The organism is Burkholderia vietnamiensis LMG 10929, from assembly GCF_000959445.1.
Lineage (GTDB): Bacteria > Pseudomonadota > Gammaproteobacteria > Burkholderiales > Burkholderiaceae > Burkholderia > Burkholderia vietnamiensis.
Genome location: NZ_CP009632.1, coordinates 683,130 through 700,212, shown reverse-complemented (window position 1 = coordinate 700,212; position 17,083 = coordinate 683,130). Strand labels below are relative to the sequence as shown.

Genomic DNA, 17,083 nt, shown 5'->3' with positions numbered 1-17,083 from the left:
CGCGAGAAGGTGCATGTTGGCGCGCAGCTAAATTTGACCCACCGGGGATGCGGACCAAATCTTGGACTACTTTGGAGGTAGTCCATGTATTCATACGAAGACCGCGTTCGGGCGGTCGAGCTGTACCTGAAACTCGGAAAGCGCGTCAAGGCGACAATCCGCCAGTTGGGTTACCCGACGAAGAATTCTCTCAAGGCGTGGTGCGAGGAATTCGAGAAGAGTGGCGATCTGCAGAAAGAGTATGTTCGCGTAAAGCCAAAGTACTCAGAAGAACAGAAGAACCTGGCACTTGAGCATTACGTCAATCACGGGCGCAGCTTCAGCTTCACCCTCAGGGCATTAGGCTATCCCTGTCGGCAGATACTGACGGCGTGGGTTCGCGAGCGCTATCCGGAAACCAGGAAACGCGTGGTTGGCAAGGCAGGCCGACCGGCCGTGTCATTGGCGACCAGGCAGCTCGCGGTGTACGAACTGTGCACACGGGAAGGAAGTGCACAGGCGGTGGCGCAAAAGCTGGACGTCGACAGGGTGTCGCTGTACAACTGGAAGAACCAGTTACTCGGCCGAGGGGCCCCTGCATCCATGAAGCGCGACAAGGGATCACCATCAGAGACGGATCGGGACGAACTGGAGCGGCAGGTCGAAGAGCTCCGGCGCGACATTCGCAATCTGAAGCTTGAACACGACCTGTTGAAGAAGGCGAATGAACTCGTAAAAAAAGACCTGGGCGTCGACCTGCCACTCCTGAGCAATCGGGAGAAGACGAAGCTGGTTGACGCCCTGAGAGAAGAATACGGTTTGACTGAGCTGCTTGAGCGGTTGGACCTGGCGCGCAGCTCCTATTTTTATCATCGGTCGCCCATACGGGTTGCCGACAAATATGCAGATGTCCGTCGTACCGTTGCAGAGATCTTCGAGGACAATCACCGATCCTACGGCTATCGTCGGGTGCAAGCAGCGCTTAGAGACGGTTTCATAAAGACTGATCGGCCCGCCGAAGGGTATTCCAGCAGATCAGACAGCAACCGAGTTTGAGGAACGCGCTGTGAATGTCTGCACGGCGCTCGAAACGAATACGGAGACGACGGAAGTGATGCAGCCAGGCATGCGTGCGTTCGACGACCCAGCGATATTTGCCAAGGCCGCTGCCATGTTCGGTACGGCGCTTGGCGATCACTGGCTCGATACCGCGATCGCGCAACGCGCGCCGATGTCGCTCGGAGTCGTAACCGCGATCCGCGTAGACCACACGCGGCCGCTGCAATGGGTGGCCACGCAATCCGCGGATCGGCGGAATCGCGTCGATCAGCGGCAGCAATTGCGTGACGTCGTTGACGTTCGCGCCGGTCAGGATCGCGGCGAGCGGCGTACCGTTGGCGTCGGTGACGATGTGGTGCTTGGAACCGGGTCGCGCGCGATCGGTGGGGTTTGGCCCAGTTTTTGGCCTGCCCCAACGGCGCGAATCGATGATGAATCGACGGCGGCTCGTGAGAAGTCGATCTGGTCCGCTGCGCGCAGCTTTGCGAGCAGTAGCTCGTGCAAGCGATCCCAGACACCGGCTGCTTGCCAATCGCGCAGCCGGCGCCAACATGTCACGCCCGAGCCGCATCCCATTTCGGCCGGCAGGTCGCGCCAGCGTAGTCCGGTCTTGAGAACGAACAGGATGCCGGTCAGCGCGGCGCGATTCGAAACAGGCAGGCGGCCCGGGTTCTTCTCGCGCCGCGGCTTGGGTGGCGGCAGTAACGGCTCGATCAGTGCCCACAATTCATCGTCGATGATCGGCTTGGCCATCTCCTCAGTCTCGGTTGTTCCGATGCCTGAGGTTAACAGCTCACCGCGAAAGTTAACAGCCCCACGGGGCCTTTTTGAAACCGTCTCTTAGCAGGCAACGAGTGTTTCTATCGGAGAAAGTCGTGCGTCGCCTCATGAAACAAGGCGGCCTCCACGCAGCAAGGCCCAAGCGGCGCCGATATCGCTCTTATATCGGGGAAATCAGCCCTGCCCCAGATAACATCATCAATCGCGATTTCCACGCGAACGCCCCCAACGAAAAGTGGGTGACGGATATTTCCGAGTTCCAGATTCCTGCGGGGAAGGTATATCTATCGCCCATGATCGACTGCTTCGATGGGATGGTAGTCAGCTGGTCGATTGGCACAAGCCCCGACGCAGAGCTCGTGAATTCCATGCTAGATGCGGCTATTGAGACCGTGACCGAGGACGACGAGACGCCGATCGTGCATTCCGATCGGGGTGGCCACTACCGTTGGCCTGGCTGGCTATCGCGGGTTGCGAAGGCTAAGCTGATCCCCTCCATGTCGCGTAAAGCCTGTTCACCGGACAACGCGGCCTGTGAGGGATTCTTCGGCAGGCTAAAGACTGAGATGTTCTATACAGGAGACTGGCGTTCGACGACCATCGCGGAGTTCGTTGAGGTACTGGACGCCTACGTTCGCTGGTACAACGAGAAACGGATCAAGGGCTCCCTTGGCTATCTCAGCCCCATCGAGTACCGTGAAAGCCTCGGGTTAGCAACGTAAATCAGTCCAAGAAAATAGCCGCATCCCCGGTGGGTCAATTCTGCGCGCGCGTTAACAGGCGACCGTTCCAGCCTTCGCGAAATCTCACGAACACTGCAGTCCTGCGCCCACAGTAGCGCGATCTCTTCGCGCTCCGAAAATGACAGATAACGCCCAGAGTGTGGCGCCAGGTCGATCGGTGCCATGCCGCCCGCTTCACGAAACCACCGCGGCCCCAACGGTTGCGATACGTTACACGCCAGCGCTGCGGCCTCGGTCTCCATACCTTGTGCAATGCACTTCCAGAATGCTCGCTTCGAATCGAGTTGATTGACACCCGGTCTGCCAGGTGATCGCATGACGGGCCTTCCCGTTTGTTCCGAGCCCCATCCCAGTGGTCGTCCCATTCAACACCTCCAATCTGGAGATGTTGCGACGACCAGTTGAATCCGCCCAATACGCCAGCCACGACTTCCAGCGCAAACTGAACTCGTATGGCATGCGCTGCTCGATGAGCCGCAAAGGCAGCTGCTGGGATAACGCGCCGACGGAAAGCTTCTTCAACAGCCTGAAGAACGAGCGCGTGCATGGCACGAGGCTTAGACTCTAGCTTCAAGTGCAACACCTTTGATGAGATAGGGTGTTGCGATGACGAATTACAAGCATCTGAGCGCCGAAGAGCGCGCGGTGATCATGATCGAGAAGGCCCGGAACACGAGCGTCAGAGCGATTGCAAGGCTGCTTGGCCGCAGCGCGTCGACGATCACACGAGAACTGGCGCGCAATCGTACGGAAGCGCCTCGCTGCTATGACGCCACAAGCGCGGCCAGAGCCTATCGGACGCGCCGCGAGCGAAGTCGGCGTCAGGCGAAACTGGCAGCAGGAAGCACGCTGTACTGGCGGGTGCATCACGATCTGGTTTATCGGTGCTGGTCGCCGCAGCAAATTGCTGCGAGACTTCGCGAGATGCATCCAGACAACCCCGAGCAACGAGTCAGCCACGAAACGATCTACGCGGCGATTTATACCCATCCCCGCGGCGGCTTGAAGCAGGCCATGATTGAGGCCCTGCGTCAGGAGAAACCGGTGCGTGGCAACGCACGCAAGACGCTGGCCCGCAAGAGCTTTGTGCCGGAAGAACTTCGCATCGTCCATCGGCCCGAGGCAATCGAAACGCGCCAATGGCCCGGTCATTGGGAAGGCGATCTCATCAAGGGGGCCTTCAATCGTTCCTGCGTCGGCACACTGGTCGAGCGCAAGACGCGCTTCGTGGTGCTGTGCCGCATGGATGGCTGCACGGCCGAGGATGCACTGGAAGGCTTCACGCGCCAGATGAAGAAGCTGCCGGCCTTTCTGCGGGAAAGCCTGACCTACGATCGCGGATCGGAAATGACCTGTCATGTCGAGCTGGCTGAACGATTGAATCTGGATATCTGGTTCGCGGATCCCTACGCGCCTTGGCAACGAGGCAGCAACGAAAATACCAACGGCCTGCTGCGCCAGTTTCTACCCAAAGGAATGGACCTGTCAGGCGTGACCCAGATGCAGTTGAACGATATTGCCAAGCTGATGAACGGACGCCCTCGTCAAACCCTCAACTGGAAAACCCCCGAAGAGGCCATGGCGATGGAATTGGCTGCCACCGGGTTGGCTAAACGTTGCACTTGATTCTTGAGACCGCCAGGTATCGCACGCACCGCGAAGCCGTCGCGGACTTGTTTGAATACATCGAAGTGTTTTATAACCGCAGTCGTCGTCATTCATCGCTCGGCTTCATATCGCCAACCCAGTTCATGCAAGACTGGTTGGTGGCTCAGCGGACAAGGGATGCGGCCGCATAACCCGGGGCCTCTGGAAGGCGAAAAACCGGGGGAACCTCACTTTCTCCCTCTGCGAGTGACCCGGACGTGCGCGGATGGCAACCTGGGAGCTATGCGGTATATGTGTTGGATCGTGCCGCGAATGATGAGGGGTTGGCTGTATGCCAGGTGACCGGCATTTGGCGGGAGTGCGACGAAGGGTACACGGGCCGGTTGTGGTATTCGACCAGTGTTGGTGAGGTGCGGCCATGTTCGCATGGTCGACTGGTCGAGGAGACGCGGCCTGAATTGGTGAGTGAACTAATGTTTGAGGTCGGCCGCGTTGCGCCGCGTGTCAGCGCCGCATAGGTGGTTCCAGTTGGAGGCGTAGTGGCCAATGCCGCGAGTCCGAGGTTCTCCCCAAACGCCCGGGAAAGGCATCTTGGTCGCGTTCGCCGGGGAGGCGAGAATCGCGCCCATCTAAATTTCTGATGGCCAGATATAAACGATAGGTCGGCCACCAGATGGTTACGTGGCGGCAAATCGACGGGCTGCCGATTACGCTGGCGGCTGCGCGGCGTCGAGATATTGGCGATGTCGTTTGCCCGGGACGCATGTCAGTGCGTATCAACATGAAATGCGGCTCGCCGAACTGTTGGGCCGAGGGCGGACTGCTGCGGCTGTCGCGTGGTGATGCCACGGCGTGCCGCCAACGCAAATGAAGGGTAACACAGGAAGGGCTATGTTACCCTTCATTTCAGGACGCCGCGTCAAAGCCCTACGCTCGAGGTGCTTCTGTATGCTTGGCGCGGGCGCCGAGGGCGTGGAGGTTCTTCCGATCCGGGTGGGACCGCCGGAGAGGCGGCTTTGTCACAAACGGTGCTGAATCTCTATTGCAAGCGCCTACATTTAGCGTGGCGAAAGGCGAGGGCATCGCCAGACAGATTGTTTAATTTTCTCCGCGGTGCGGAGAGAATTAAGGGTTTGAGCGCTCGGTGGTAGGTAGCCACCCACATATCGATTTGTCGTCGATCTCGACACTGCAAAGATCAGAAGAGGGGCCTTCCGGATTTCCTTGTACCGGGCGCGCCTAGGCCGAGTCTGGTTTGCCTGTCGCAGAAAAAGATCACTAAGAGTGATCTTTTTTATTCAAATTCAAACCACCCTGCCTTGGCAGAAGTTTCCAGAAGGTGTATTTTGTTCACTATGAGTGAACAAAATCATGGAAAATTAAACCTGCTGCTAGCTGAGCTGAGTGATACGAGCTTGGTGTCGAGCCGCTGGCTGCGGGTTCGCGGCTACTCCAATAGCCTTGTCGCGCGCTACGTGAGCAGCGGTTGGCTGGTGTCGCCGGCGCGCGGCGTCTACATGCGCAAGAGTGGGCGCCTACAGTGGGAGGGCGTGGTTCGCAGCATGCAGGTCGGGGAGGGTATGCCGCTGCACGTCGGAGGTCGTTTTGCACTCAGCCTGCAGGGGCACGAGCACTATCTACGTCTGGGCGATGCCGGCACGATCACCCTGTATGGGGCGGAGCGGCCACCCGCTTGGATTGGCAAACTGCCTCTGACGCAGTGTTTCGAGTATCTGGGGAAGGGGCCGTTCGATTGGCCACCCATGCCGTTCGAGGCGAAGACGTCCGCGACAATGCTGTCCGAACAGGGCCTAGCGTGGCATCAGGCCGCACCCGGTGCCGATGCCTTCGTGTGTTCCACGCCGGAGCGGGCCATGCTGGAGCTGTGCGCTGACGCCTCAGACGCTGCCTTGATCTACGAGGTGGATGCGCTGATGCAGGCTATGACCACACTGCGGCCGCAGCGGGTCGGCGTATTACTGCGCCATTGCCGAAGCATCAAAGCCAAGCGGCTGTTCCTGGCGTTGGCCGAACGCCATCGGCATGCATGGCTACCGCACGTGCCGCGGGATGGTATCGATCTGGGTCGGGGAAAGCGCGCGCTGGTGCCTGGCGGCCGCTTGCATTCAGTCTACCAGATCACCTTGCCGGGAGACCTCGATGAACACCTGGCTTGACCACGGGGATCGGCGCTATACCGACCGCGTACGGCTGCTGGTCGAGATCCTGCCGGCGCTGGCGCAAGAGCCGCGCTTCGCGCTCAAAGGCGGTACGGCGATCAACCTATTCGAGCACGACCTGCCCCGGTTGTCTGTGGACATTGATCTGGCCTGGTTGCCGGTGCATGACTATGCCGAGGACGCAAGGCTCATCGCTGAAGCGCTTGGGCGGCTGGCTGATGTGCTGCGCGCCCGGCCTCTGCAACTGCAGGTGCAATTGTCGGCAGGCGAGGGCGCAGGCGTCACGCGACTGGTGACCAGTCGCGGTCGTGCGCGCGTGCAGATCGAAACGACGCCGGTGATGCGCGGCACGGTGCATCCCGCGCGGAACATGGTGGTGCGCCCGAGGGTCGAGGAGGCATTTGGCTTTGCTTCGGTGCAGGTGCTGCACTTCGCCGACCTTTATGCCGGCAAGCTGGCTGCGGCACTGTCCAGACAGCATCCGCGCGATCTTTTCGATGTCGGCTTGTTGCTGGAAGACGAGCGGGCGGATCAGGCGCTCTGGCGAACCTTTCTTGTCTACCTAACCTGCAGCCCCAAGCCTGCGTGGGAAATGTTGGCGCCCCGCGTGCCTGCGGATTTCGCCGCGACCTTTGAAGCGCACTTCAGGGGGATGACGGCAGAGCCTGTCGAAGCCCAGGTCCTGTTGGAGATCCATGAGCGCCTGCTGGCGCGTGTGGCCGGGTGGCTGGATGAGCCGTCGTGCGCATTTCTGCGATCAGTTGAAGGTGAGCGGCCGGACTTCGATCTGATCGGACTTCCGCATGCGGCTGGGTTGCCAGCCGTGCGACGCAAACTGCTCAACCTGGCCCAGCGCACCGACGCAAAACGAGCGGCGGATAGGGGGCTGTTGGAAGAAGCGCTGACGCGGATCGTCGGCGCTAGATCGTCACGTTGAGACTAAAACGACGCGACCACTTAAACCTTATGAATCAGGCTCATTATGGGTGTTGAGGACGAAACAGGCGCAGCGTCGATAGAAATCGATAAAGTTCGGGAATCCAAGGCGGGCCATGGGGGATGCGGACAAAATCTTGGACTACTTTGGAGGTAGTCCATGTATTCATACGAAGACCGCGTTCGGGCGGTCGAGCTGTACCTGAAACTCGGAAAGCGCGTCAAGGCGACAATCCGCCAGTTGGGTTACCCTGTTGGGCGCAAAGTAATAATGAGCCACTTCGCGCGAAGTAAATCTAAGCCACCTTTCAGTACAGTCAGCCTTTTGCGCGCAAAGGCTGGCGATGCTCCAGAAGGAACAGTGGATGCAAATCCATGTGCTCAAAGCCCAAGGCGTATCGGAGCGCGAGATCGCGCGGCGCCTGGGCATTTCTCGCAACACGGTGGCGCGGTACCTGTCGGCTGAGGAAGTGCCGCGCTACAAGCCGCGTGAACCGCGGCCAACCAAGCTCGGAGCGTTCGAGGCGTACATCATCGAGCGCATGAGGGCCGCAGCACCGGAGATCATCGCAGCGCCGGCGCTGCTGCGCGAGTTGCGGGCGCGCGGCTACGAGGGCCAACTGCGAAGCCTGCAGGCTTTCATGAACACGCATAAGCCCATGCCGAAGCCCGATCCAGTCGTAAGGTTCGAGACCGAGCCCGGTCGGCAGATGCAGTGCGATTTCGTTGTCTTCCGACGAGGCACCGACCCGCTTTACGCCTTCACCGCCACGCTCGGCTTCAGTCGTTGGCGCTGGGCACACTTCACCACCGATGAACGCGCCGAGACGCTGGTTGCCTGTCATCATGCGCTGTTCGAAGCCTTGGGTGGCATTCCTCGCGAGATCCTTTACGACAACGCCAAGACCATCGTTGTCGAACGCGATGCTTATGGCGACGGCCAACATCGCTGGCACGCCGGCCTGCTCGATCTGGCCAAGCGGTACGGCTTCCTGCCCAGATTGTGCCAACCGTACCGCGCGCAGACCAAGGGCAAGGTCGAGCGATTCCACCGCTATCTGCGCGGCAATTTCTATGTGCCGCTGGCAAGCCAGCTTAAACAATCCGGCTTGATGCTCGATGCCGCGACTGCGAACGTCGAGGTGAGTAAATGGCTGCGCGACGTGGCCAACCAGCGCGTGCATCCGGTTACCGGGCAGGCACCCGCGATTCTGTTGGAGCAACGAGAACGGGCTTGCTTGCTCGATATGCCTGGCTACACATTGCCCCGATTGCCGGCTCGCGCCGTCGCTCGGCCGCGCGTTGATCCCGCGATGTCGATCCAGCACCCGTTGTCCGTCTACCAGCAATTACTGACCGAGGTGCGCGCATGAACTTGCAGCAGGAACGCATCGACGGGCACTGCCAAAGCCTGAAGCTCGAGGGACTCATGCACCGATACGTCGCTCTGGCCAGCGACGCGGCGGCCAAGCAATGGAGTTTCCTCGACTTCCTCGAGAACGCGCTCGCGCACGAACGAGAGACGAGGCAAGTTCGTTCGCGGCAAACACTGGTGCGCATGGCCGGGTTTCCCGCCATCAAGACACTGGATGACTACGACTACAGCTTCGCCGTCGGGGTCCCGCGCGAGGCAATCGACGAGCTTGCCACGCTACGCTTCATCGAGCGAGGCGAGAACGCCGTGTTGCTTGGTCCGTCGGGCGTGGGCAAGACGCACCTCGCGATCGCCATCGGATATGCAGCGACGCAGGCCGGCATCAAGACGAAGTTCATCACGGCGGCGGATCTGATGTTACAGCTCGAGGCTGCACGCCGACAGGAGCGATACGACGCCGTTCTTCGGCACAACATTCTCGGCCCGAGGCTGCTCATCGTCGATGAGATCGGCTATCTACCGCTCTCGGGCGATCAGGCCAGTCACTTCTTCCAGATCGTCGCCAAGCGCTACGAGCGTGGCTCGATGATCCTGACCAGCAACCTGCCGTTTGCGCAGTGGGACGAAACCTTCGGCGGCAACACCACCCTCACTGCAGCGATGCTCGACCGCATCCCCCACCATGCCCACATCATCCAGATCAAAGGAGACAGCTACAGACTGAAACAGCAACGCAAAGCCGGGCACGTCCCGACATCGAAGAAGTAACGACTGGCTCAGTTTTACTTTGCGCGATCAGGCGCGAAGTGGCTCAGATTTCAAATGCGTTTGACAACCCGACGAAGAATTCTCTCAAGGCGTGGTGCGAGGAATTCGAGAAGAGTGGCGATCTGCAGAAAGAGTATGTTCGCGTAAAGCCAAAGTACTCAGAAGAACAGAAGAACCTGGCACTTGAGCATTACGTCAATCACGGGCGCAGCTTCAGCTTCACCCTCAGGGCATTAGGCTATCCCTGTCGGCAGATACTGACGGCGTGGGTTCGCGAGCGCTATCCGGAAACCAGGAAACGCGTGGTTGGCAAGGCAGGCCGACCGGCCGTGTCATTGGCGACCAGGCAGCTCGCGGTGTACGAACTGTGCACACGGTGTCACCTTCCGGCATAAAGGAGCCGGGTATTTCCGGCATATAGGCGCCAGTAGAAGCGGGTAGAAACGAGCATCTTGGTGGGTTCAAGAATGGGCCGTTTAGGTGGCGTTTGCAAGGTTCAAGTGATGCTCCGGAGGGTGCCTCGGGCTTTGATAGGAGTGACCGTCGAGCACGAGGCAGTAAGCGTTGTGACGCAATCGGTCGAGCGTGGCCGAGGCGAGCAATCGATTGGCCGGGAACGCTTGATCCCATTCGGTCAGATCGAGGTTGCTCGTGACGATGGTGGACGCAGCCTCGTAACGCTCGGCGATCAGTTCGTGCAGATCCTCGTCGGCGGGCGGACGCAGCGGCTTGAGCCCGAAGTCATCGATGATCAGCAATTCGACGCGCATCAAGCTGGCGAGCCGGCGCTCGTAGGCGCCGGTGGCGCGAGCGGCATTCAAGCTCGTGGTGAGCTGGGTGCAAGTGGTGAACAGCACGTCGACGCCTTGACGTACGGCGCAATGACCAAGGGCCTGCGCCAAGTGGCTCTTGCCGGTACCGCAAGGCCCGACGATGAGCACCGGTGCATGTTCGCCGAGGTAACGGCCGCCGGCCAGATCATGCACGCGTGCGCGGTTCAATTGCGGCAACCGATCGAAGTCGAATTGCTCCAGTGTCTTGCTGGTGCGGAAGGCGGCGCGTCGCATGCGCAGCGCAAACTTCTTCTGTTCACGCCGGGCGATCGTGAGCGAGAAACGCGCGAGCCTCGGGCGGCAAGTGGTCGCGCACGGTGAGCCGGTCGCCGGGGCGACGGCCACGCACATGCGAAGCCACCAGTCGGTAATCGTCGTAGATGCAGACCGAAGCATCGGTCGCACGCAGCCACAACCGCTTGCCGACCAACGAGAATGGCACGGAATACAGCATGCGCTGATGCGCGACATGGCAGTCCCGGTGGACCGAGACCTTGTGCCAGGTGCCCAGATCGGGCGCGACGGCGGGCAGTTCGCGCATGAGGGGCCGTTCGAGTTCGAACAACTCGAGCGGTACTTTGCGCGTAGTGCCGTGGATGCGGCGCCCCGCTTCGTGCATGACCCAATGACGCGCCTGCGCGTTCAGGTCCGTGAAGTCGCGGAACTGGCGCAGCGGCAAGAAGTTGCCCTTCACGTATTTGACGCCGGCTTCCACGATGCCCTTCTTGGGCGGATCGGCCGGTGGGCAAGGATCGATGCGGAAGCCGTACCCTTCGGCACATTCCGCATAGGCGCGTTGCACGACGGGATCGTATGTACAGGCACGCGTGATTGCGCATTTGGGGTTATCGATGATCACGCGCGTGGGGACACCGCCGAACCATTCGAACGCGCGGCGATGGCATCCGAGCCAAGTCGCGACCGTCTGGTCCCAGACGAACTCGACGTACTGGTGTCGCGAGAAGGCAAGCGTCATCACGAACGCCCACGTGCGCTTGAACACACCGTCGGCGTCGGGCAGCATCGGGCCGGCGCCGAAATCCACCTGTGCGGCTTCCCCTGGTGCAAAGCTCAGCGGCACGGTGGCGTCGGGCGGCCGATCGGCGTTGATCGAAACGATCATGCGATAAACCGACGAATAGCTGCCGGTGTAGCCGTGCTCGCGCCGTAATGCGGCCAGAATCGCGGTGCCGGGCACGTTCTGCTCGAGCCAAGACGCAATCAAGGCGCGATGGACTTCGAGCCCTGAGACGGTCGACGTGGCTTTGCGCGGCGAGCCCAGCGCTGCGGCGATCTCGGCGTCATCCGGCAACGGCGCATCGGGCTTGAGCCAGCCGCGTTGCTCGGCCAACTCGCGCAGTGCAGCGAGCTTGCGTCGGCCCATGTAGCGACAGCGCGCCAGCTCGCGGTCGGAATCCCCGTGGCGAATGCGCACGAGAACCTGTCGATATTGGTGCATCTCGATTCTCCGTCGGCTCATCGCAGCCTCCCTTGGGGGATCACGCCCCAAAGGGTAAGCCGACGATGAACGTCACCATCGAGATGCTCGGTACCGCCCCTGGCTCCTATATGCCGAAAATCGGCTGGCTCCTATATGCCGGAAACGAAGTGGCTCCTTTATGCCGAAAACGTCCCGGCTCCTTTATGCCGGAAGCCCGGTGGCTCCTATATGGCGGAAGATGACAGAGGCACCGGCTATATCATGCCGGTTACTAACGTATTGGGTTGTGAAAGCGTCGAAACGTAAAAGACTGTCAAATCCTCAAAATATTCCCCATCCAGTTTTTGCCAGAATGGATCAATGTGTTAAATTATTGCGCAGAAATAGAAGTAATCTTGTTTACAAGTAATTCCTGGATGTTTGGCGAATAATCGCTTAAACGGCGAGCCACTGAGGCTCGGGGTGCTGACATTGGTGGCATGGGAAAGGTGCGAGTCTCAGAATGAGAATTGGCTACGCTCGTGTATCGACAGAGGAGCAAAACCTTGATCTCCAAATCGATGCTCTAAGGGGATCTGGGTGTGAATCTATCTATTCTGATCAGGGAATTTCCGGTGCGAAGATAAATCGTCCTGGACTTGCCGAGGCGCTTCGTGTGTTGAAGGCCGGTGATACGTTGGTTGTGTGGAAGCTCGACCGTTTGGGGCGGTCCATTCGTGACTTGATTTCGGTAATGAGTGATTTAAATCGGTCTGGCATCAGATTTGTCTCTTTAACTGAGTTGATCGATACCGAGTCTTCAACGGGCCGATTTACGTTCCATATGATTGCAGCGCTGGCTGAGTTTGAACGCGCACTTATCAGTGAACGTACCCGAGCCGGATTAGAGGCGGCCCGCCGACGGGGCAGTCGGCTCGGGCGCCCAAAGGCTTTGCAAAATAATGAGATTTGGCACGCACGTGAGCTGCTTGCTGCACATTCGGAATCTGTTGTTGCGAGAAGCCTCCAGGTGCATCCTAGGACGCTTTCACGATCTCTCAAAATTGGCGAAGCGCAAGAGCGGGGTTCGGAGGCGCCCGAGGAACAGAAGCTCGATAGACATGTCAATCAGATGAAATGTATGCAGTCCGATAGACTCGAATTGTACAATGGACTCCAGATAAATAATATGATTTGCATGGAATGCACTGGCATGTTGATTCCACTGGGGAGTATGCTGTTTTTATCGAGGCGAATCGGCGCAAAAAATCATGCCGTCCGCGATGGGGCAGCGAAGAAGCCGCTTTCAGGTGTGACTGTGCGTATGGCCGCCAACTGCGTGGCATCGAAACTCGGTCGCCCTTAGGGTGTTTATCAATATTTGATATGTTATTTTGAAATTGTAAAAATTAATATTTTATATGTAAATAGAGGTGTTGGTGTTTTAAATGGCTCATCTGTCGAGATGGCAGTGAATCCGCACAACAATCGTCGAGGCGGTTAGTCGTCGATAGAAAGAATGGAGCGCGTCGTGGAAAATTGGCTGTCGCGACATTACGCTTTATCGTATGTTGATTGTCATAAAGCGCGGTAACCGTCGTTATCGTGTGCAACCACGACATTGGCAATTGGAGGATCTCATTGGGTTTGATGGATAGACTGTTGCGTCAGGCTGGCGCACAAGATTGCGGTCGACGTCGAGTTATTGCGCGCGTACTACTCGATGAGCGTGGACACGTGCAGGACGTCGTGCTTAAGCATAGCTGCGGAGATTCGGAATTGGACGCCCGAGCGCTGGATGCACTGCGTGAGCAGCGCTATGGGGTCACGCGCACAGGCAAGCGAGCGGTGCGACGGTGGCAAGAGGTTGCCTATCCCGTTGACTGACGAGGTCTGGGCATTCGGTGGACGAGTGACGGGGTGCGACGTTCAAAGGCATAAGAACAGACTCCGTTCGCGCACGCTGCTAATCCGGCGGCAAGTCAGCGACGCGTTGTTGTTCCGGACTGCGTGGATGGGCCGCATGGTCGCCCTCGCTCGGTGGTGCGGCTGCGCGACGCGGCCCAATACTGTGCGTGGGCTTCGTGGTTCAAGCGCTGCTCAATGGCTCATGCGACGGCCAGCTCCTAGCCCGTACTCGATGCCTCGGCGTGTCACGCGCCGCACCACAACATCACAGCGAGTTTCCTGCGAGCAAACCAATACGTACAGGTTGCGCGACCCTTTTCACCGTCGGGCGACGAACTAGATCAACTGGTCGACTTGGGCAAATTGGTCAAAAGCCGCTGCATCCGGAGTTATGTAGTCGGCTTGTGTCGAAGTTTTGGAACGCCGAACCTGGTGACAATGCGACAGAAGCCTCGTCGGAGCCCTCATTGGAGATGCCGGTCGGGCCGTGCATTGTGGTGATCTTTTGTGCGGCGTCTCGCTGCAGGCGCCGAGCTTAGCTCGCCTGCAGCAGGGAGGCCTGCAGATCGCGTTCGTGCTGTAACTCGGCTGACTTCAGCCATTGTTCACGACACTCCGCGAGTGCAACGCTGGGGACATTCAGTCACATCGAAGCAACCTCCATCAGAAATGCGTTTAGGGCCGACCATTTTCTGCTCAGATCAAGACCTTTGCTCTACTCGATAGCTCGGGGCGTCACCATAACCGACTGATCCGCTGCCTGCATGGCTGCGTTTCGTCTCAGCCAGTTCAGCGCTTGCCGGAGCAGGGCATCTCCTGATTTGCTATTGCGCGCGGGAGCGTCGGCTTGGTTGCCGATCCGCGTTCCTCGCGTGCGCTGCGTCTCGATAGCGCGCAATTGCGCCACCACCTCGCGTTCGTGCGCTGCCCGAGACGCGTCGTCGTCGGGATCCAGTGGATTGGGGAGCCGATTGGCCAGGTCGACCTCACGCAGTGGCGGAAGGCCGATGGGGGATCCGGATCGATGTTCGTCGACCACGATGTCCGGTATCACCCCGCGATTCTGGATCGATCGACCCGTCGGGGTGTAATAGCGCGCAACGGTCAACATCAGGCCGGCGCCGTCGGATAACCCGCCGGTGACCTGAATGGTCCCCTTGCCGAAGGTAGGTTGTCCCATCACGACGGCACGCTTTGTATCCTGCAGTGCCGCGGCGAAGACTTCCGTGACCGACTGTGACTGCGCGTTGGTCAGTACGACAAGCGGCACGGTCTTGAAGCGCGGCGCAATGCCGGCCAGCGGATCAGCCGCGTACGCCGGGCGACGATAGTCGGCATAAGTGGTGCGGTACGCGTGCGACTTTTCTGGATTGCGATCCACCACGGTCGCCACGAGGGTGTTCTCTGGCACAAAGGCGCTGGCTACGCCCACCGCGTCCTGCAGCACGCCCCCGCCGTTGTCGCGCAGATCGAGGACCAGTCCTCGGAGACGAGGTTCGGCAATGGCTAGCGTCCGTAACCGGTCGGCGAGTTCCGGGACAGTCTGCTCGCCGAAGCTGCTGATGCGGACATAGCCATACCCGGGGGCGGGGCGTGCCATCGTCACACTGGGCGTGCGGATGAACGCGCGTGTCAGGACGACGGTCCACGACCGGTCCTCGCTCGGCCGCATGAGCGCGAGTCTCACGCGGGTGCCCGGCTCGCCGCGCAGATGCTTGACCGCGTTCTCGAGCGTCAGCCCCGGCGTGGGCACGTCGTCAATGCGGGTGACGAGGTCACCGGCTTGAATGCCGGCATGGGCGGCCGGTGATTCGTCGACGGGGGCTGCCACGCGCAGCGCGCCGTCGCTCAACCCGACTTGCAGCCCGACGCCGGCAAAGCCGCCATTCAGATGCTCCTGCAGCTTCGCGAACTCAGCGCGCTCGAAGAACTGAGAGTGCGGGTCCAGATCAGCCACCATGCCCTTGATGGCCGCTGTCATCAAAGTCGCGTCGTCCACGCGTCCGGCATAGTCCTGCTTGATGAGATTGAACGCTTGTTCGAGGGAGCGGCGCACGTCGGCTGGCAGGCCATCGGCCCGTGCCAACCCGGCGGCCGTGATTAGCAGGAAGGCAACGAAGGCGCGCATGGCAATGATCCAATCCGAACCGGCTGCGCCGCGAGGCGGCGCCGCTCGTCGTAATCCATCATGAGTGTGCGCATTTCCGGCCACATCCCATAGTAATGGACAAGAAAGGAATCGGGCTCGGCGAAGAACCAGGGCGTGTTCAGAATGCGTGGGCTGAGGATTGCGGTTTCATCGAGCAGGCCGAGCTCGCGCATGGTCTGAATAAAGTAGTGCTGGTCGCCATTGCCCGCATAGACAGAGGAGCGATCGGCCAGACTGGCGATTCGCTGCATGAGCAATGCGAGCAATTCAAGGTTCGCTGGAATCTGCGCGAAGCCCATCACGCCAGAGTTGAAGGGCCATTGGCCGATGTCGCGCGCGAGCAGCACGGTGCGGTCCGCCAGCAGCGGCTCGAGCCGTTGGGCGGGGGCGTGAATCAACACGTCGGCGTCGACCCAAACCACCCATGAGTGGTGTTGCAGATAAGCGTGCAGCAACCACGGTTTGATCCAGTTGCCGGTGCCGCTCAGCCCCACTTCTTGGGGCATCCCTCGGTGCACATAGAGCGTGTAACCGTGTCGGGCACAGTACTGTCGGAGATTGTGCTCGGCGATGGCTCCGTAGCGGGCTATCTCGGGGGTATAGAGCGTGACGAGTGCGATCGGCTGGCCCGCGTCGTAAGTTGAACGCTCGTCGGGATCCGGCTGGGCAGGCGGCTCGAAATGAAAAAACGGTCGGCCCGTGGTCCGGCAGGACTGAATGTGTTCGGCCAGCACGCGCCGAAATCGAGGCACGGCGAGCAGCTCGGGCGGCGATTGCTCGGCGGTGCCAAGGCTGATCGCCAAAGTAGGCGTACGCGCCCAGGCGGGATCGACGTTTGGACTGGAATTCATCACCACGCAGATGTTCGCCAGCGGCTGATACCAGTCGTGAGCGGCGGCATCGGCGAACAGCGCGGGTTCGCCCGGAAATGGCTCGCCACCTAACCGGCAACGCGCCACGACCCGTGCGAGCCGCTCGCGTGACGCAGCGCCATTGCGCCAGATCTGGAGGTTGACCTGCGGCAGCGTCTCGGTGGTGCGCACCAGCAATTCATCGCGTCCGGCGACGAGCGGTTCGATTGGATAGTCCCCGACGATCAAGGCGCTCTCGGTCAAGAGCAGGACGACGTCGTCGTTCGCGCAGACATGGAGTCGGTCGAGCAGTGTCTGGTACTTGTGCAGGGCCAGGGCTTGAGGGCCGCGTGGCCCATCACACGCGTCGACCACATAGTGGGGATAGCCTCGCGAGTCTGCATAGGCCCGATGGTTGGCCACGCTCGTAGGTGAATGCTCGGCGAGAAAGCTCAGGACGAAACAAGTCGGCATGATCTAAGAGAAAAAGAAGA

The 17,083-nt window shown here is 59.9% G+C and carries 10 protein-coding genes and 8 pseudogenes; 12 read left to right on the top strand and 6 right to left on the bottom strand.

The window, feature by feature from the left end; all coding sequences use genetic code 11:
* Window positions 1-84: 84 nt before the first annotated feature.
* Window positions 85-963, top strand: a pseudogene (locus tag AK36_RS32240) (IS3-like element ISBmu11 family transposase); the annotation flags it as partial.
* Window positions 964-973: 10 nt separating this feature from the next.
* Here AK36_RS32240 and AK36_RS32235 read toward each other — a convergent pair.
* A protein-coding gene (locus AK36_RS32235; RefSeq protein WP_106919343.1) for an IS5-like element IS402 family transposase occupies window positions 974-1,791 on the bottom strand; the annotation gives its coding sequence in 2 pieces (ribosomal slippage) (window positions 974-1,443 and window positions 1,443-1,791; 819 coding nt in all).
* A gap of 74 nt (window positions 1,792-1,865) precedes the next feature.
* On the opposite strand from AK36_RS32235, the pseudogene AK36_RS28130 reads away from it, so the two are divergent.
* Window positions 1,866-2,540 (top strand): annotated as a pseudogene (locus AK36_RS28130) (IS3 family transposase); the annotation flags it as partial.
* Here the strand turns inward: AK36_RS28130 and AK36_RS34820 are convergent.
* A pseudogene (locus AK36_RS34820) lies at window positions 2,531-2,926 on the bottom strand (helix-turn-helix domain-containing protein); the annotation flags it as partial. The pseudogenes AK36_RS28130 and AK36_RS34820 sit on opposite strands and share 10 nt — an antisense overlap.
* A gap of 44 nt (window positions 2,927-2,970) precedes the next feature.
* Between AK36_RS34820 and AK36_RS32225 the strand changes: the two are divergent.
* The 8 genes and pseudogenes from AK36_RS32225 to AK36_RS32210 all read left to right on the top strand — a co-directional run.
* Window positions 2,971-3,117: pseudogene (locus tag AK36_RS32225) on the top strand (IS3 family transposase); the annotation flags it as partial.
* A 50-nt stretch (window positions 3,118-3,167) separates the two neighbouring features.
* A complete protein-coding gene (locus AK36_RS28125; protein WP_080484403.1) occupies window positions 3,168-4,187 on the top strand; it encodes an IS30 family transposase in 1,020 nt (339 codons plus the stop codon).
* A gap of 14 nt (window positions 4,188-4,201) precedes the next feature.
* Window positions 4,202-4,360, top strand: a pseudogene (locus AK36_RS32220) (IS3 family transposase); the annotation flags it as partial.
* Between the two features lie 1,164 nt (window positions 4,361-5,524).
* Window positions 5,525-6,346 (top strand): type IV toxin-antitoxin system AbiEi family antitoxin domain-containing protein, encoded by an 822-nt coding sequence (locus tag AK36_RS28120; protein WP_045579749.1) that lies wholly within the window; start codon window positions 5,525-5,527, stop codon window positions 6,344-6,346.
* A complete protein-coding gene (locus AK36_RS28115) occupies window positions 6,330-7,286 on the top strand; it encodes a nucleotidyl transferase AbiEii/AbiGii toxin family protein (RefSeq protein ID WP_045579748.1) in 957 nt (318 codons plus the stop codon). The genes AK36_RS28120 and AK36_RS28115 overlap by 17 nt, the downstream gene beginning before the upstream one ends.
* 343 nt (window positions 7,287-7,629) lie before the next feature.
* Window positions 7,630-8,658, top strand: a complete 1,029-nt coding sequence (gene istA, locus AK36_RS28110) for an IS21 family transposase (protein WP_041494180.1) — start codon at window positions 7,630-7,632, stop codon at window positions 8,656-8,658.
* A complete protein-coding gene (gene istB, locus AK36_RS28105; protein ID WP_045579747.1) occupies window positions 8,655-9,428 on the top strand; it encodes an IS21-like element ISBcen13 family helper ATPase IstB in 774 nt (257 codons plus the stop codon). Before istA (AK36_RS28110) ends, istB (AK36_RS28105) begins: the two co-directional genes overlap by 4 nt.
* Before the next feature lie 68 nt (window positions 9,429-9,496).
* Window positions 9,497-9,805: pseudogene (locus AK36_RS32210) on the top strand (IS3 family transposase); the annotation flags it as partial.
* A gap of 99 nt (window positions 9,806-9,904) precedes the next feature.
* Here the strand turns inward: AK36_RS32210 and istB (AK36_RS28100) are convergent.
* Both istB (AK36_RS28100) and istA (AK36_RS28095) read right to left on the bottom strand, forming a co-directional pair.
* Window positions 9,905-10,531, bottom strand: a pseudogene (gene istB / locus AK36_RS28100) (IS21-like element helper ATPase IstB); the annotation flags it as partial.
* Window positions 10,530-11,720, bottom strand: a pseudogene (istA, locus tag AK36_RS28095) (IS21 family transposase); the annotation flags it as partial. The pseudogenes istB (AK36_RS28100) and istA (AK36_RS28095), both read right to left, overlap by 2 nt.
* Window positions 11,721-12,204: 484 nt before the next feature.
* Here istA (AK36_RS28095) and AK36_RS34670 point away from each other — a divergent pair.
* Together AK36_RS34670 and AK36_RS32200 are read left to right on the top strand one after the other, a co-directional pair.
* The gene (locus AK36_RS34670; protein ID WP_080938782.1) at window positions 12,205-13,047 is read left to right on the top strand and encodes a recombinase family protein; all 843 of its coding nucleotides are present in this window, start codon (window positions 12,205-12,207) and stop codon (window positions 13,045-13,047) included.
* Between the two features lie 284 nt (window positions 13,048-13,331).
* Window positions 13,332-13,568, top strand: coding sequence for an energy transducer TonB (locus AK36_RS32200; RefSeq protein WP_106919380.1), 237 nt, complete (start codon window positions 13,332-13,334; stop codon window positions 13,566-13,568).
* Between the two features lie 736 nt (window positions 13,569-14,304).
* On the opposite strand, the gene AK36_RS28090 is transcribed toward AK36_RS32200, so the two are convergent.
* The gene (locus AK36_RS28090; protein WP_052691596.1) at window positions 14,305-15,717 is read right to left on the bottom strand and encodes a S41 family peptidase; all 1,413 of its coding nucleotides are present in this window, start codon (window positions 15,715-15,717) and stop codon (window positions 14,305-14,307) included.
* Complete coding sequence (locus tag AK36_RS28085) at window positions 15,690-17,012, bottom strand: glycosyltransferase family protein (RefSeq protein ID WP_224383419.1); 1,323 nt, start codon at window positions 17,010-17,012, stop codon at window positions 15,690-15,692. The genes AK36_RS28090 and AK36_RS28085 overlap by 28 nt, the downstream gene beginning before the upstream one ends.
* Between the last annotated feature and the right edge of the window lie 71 nt (window positions 17,013-17,083).

Excerpts from the sequence above, each read along its gene's own strand:
- AK36_RS28115 (WP_045579748.1), top strand. The coding sequence starts at position 6,330 with ATGAACACCTGGCTTGACCACGGGGATCGGCGCTATACCGACCGCGTA.
- AK36_RS32200 (WP_106919380.1), top strand. The coding sequence starts at position 13,332 with ATGGATAGACTGTTGCGTCAGGCTGGCGCACAAGATTGCGGTCGACGT.
- AK36_RS34670 (WP_080938782.1), top strand. The coding sequence starts at position 12,205 with ATGAGAATTGGCTACGCTCGTGTATCGACAGAGGAGCAAAACCTTGAT.
- istA (WP_041494180.1), top strand. The coding sequence starts at position 7,630 with ATGCTCCAGAAGGAACAGTGGATGCAAATCCATGTGCTCAAAGCCCAA.
- AK36_RS28090 (WP_052691596.1), bottom strand. The coding sequence starts at position 15,717 with ATGCGCGCCTTCGTTGCCTTCCTGCTAATCACGGCCGCCGGGTTGGCA.
- AK36_RS28120 (WP_045579749.1), top strand. The coding sequence starts at position 5,525 with ATGAGTGAACAAAATCATGGAAAATTAAACCTGCTGCTAGCTGAGCTG.
- istB (WP_045579747.1), top strand. The coding sequence starts at position 8,655 with ATGAACTTGCAGCAGGAACGCATCGACGGGCACTGCCAAAGCCTGAAG.
- AK36_RS28125 (WP_080484403.1), top strand. The coding sequence starts at position 3,168 with ATGACGAATTACAAGCATCTGAGCGCCGAAGAGCGCGCGGTGATCATG.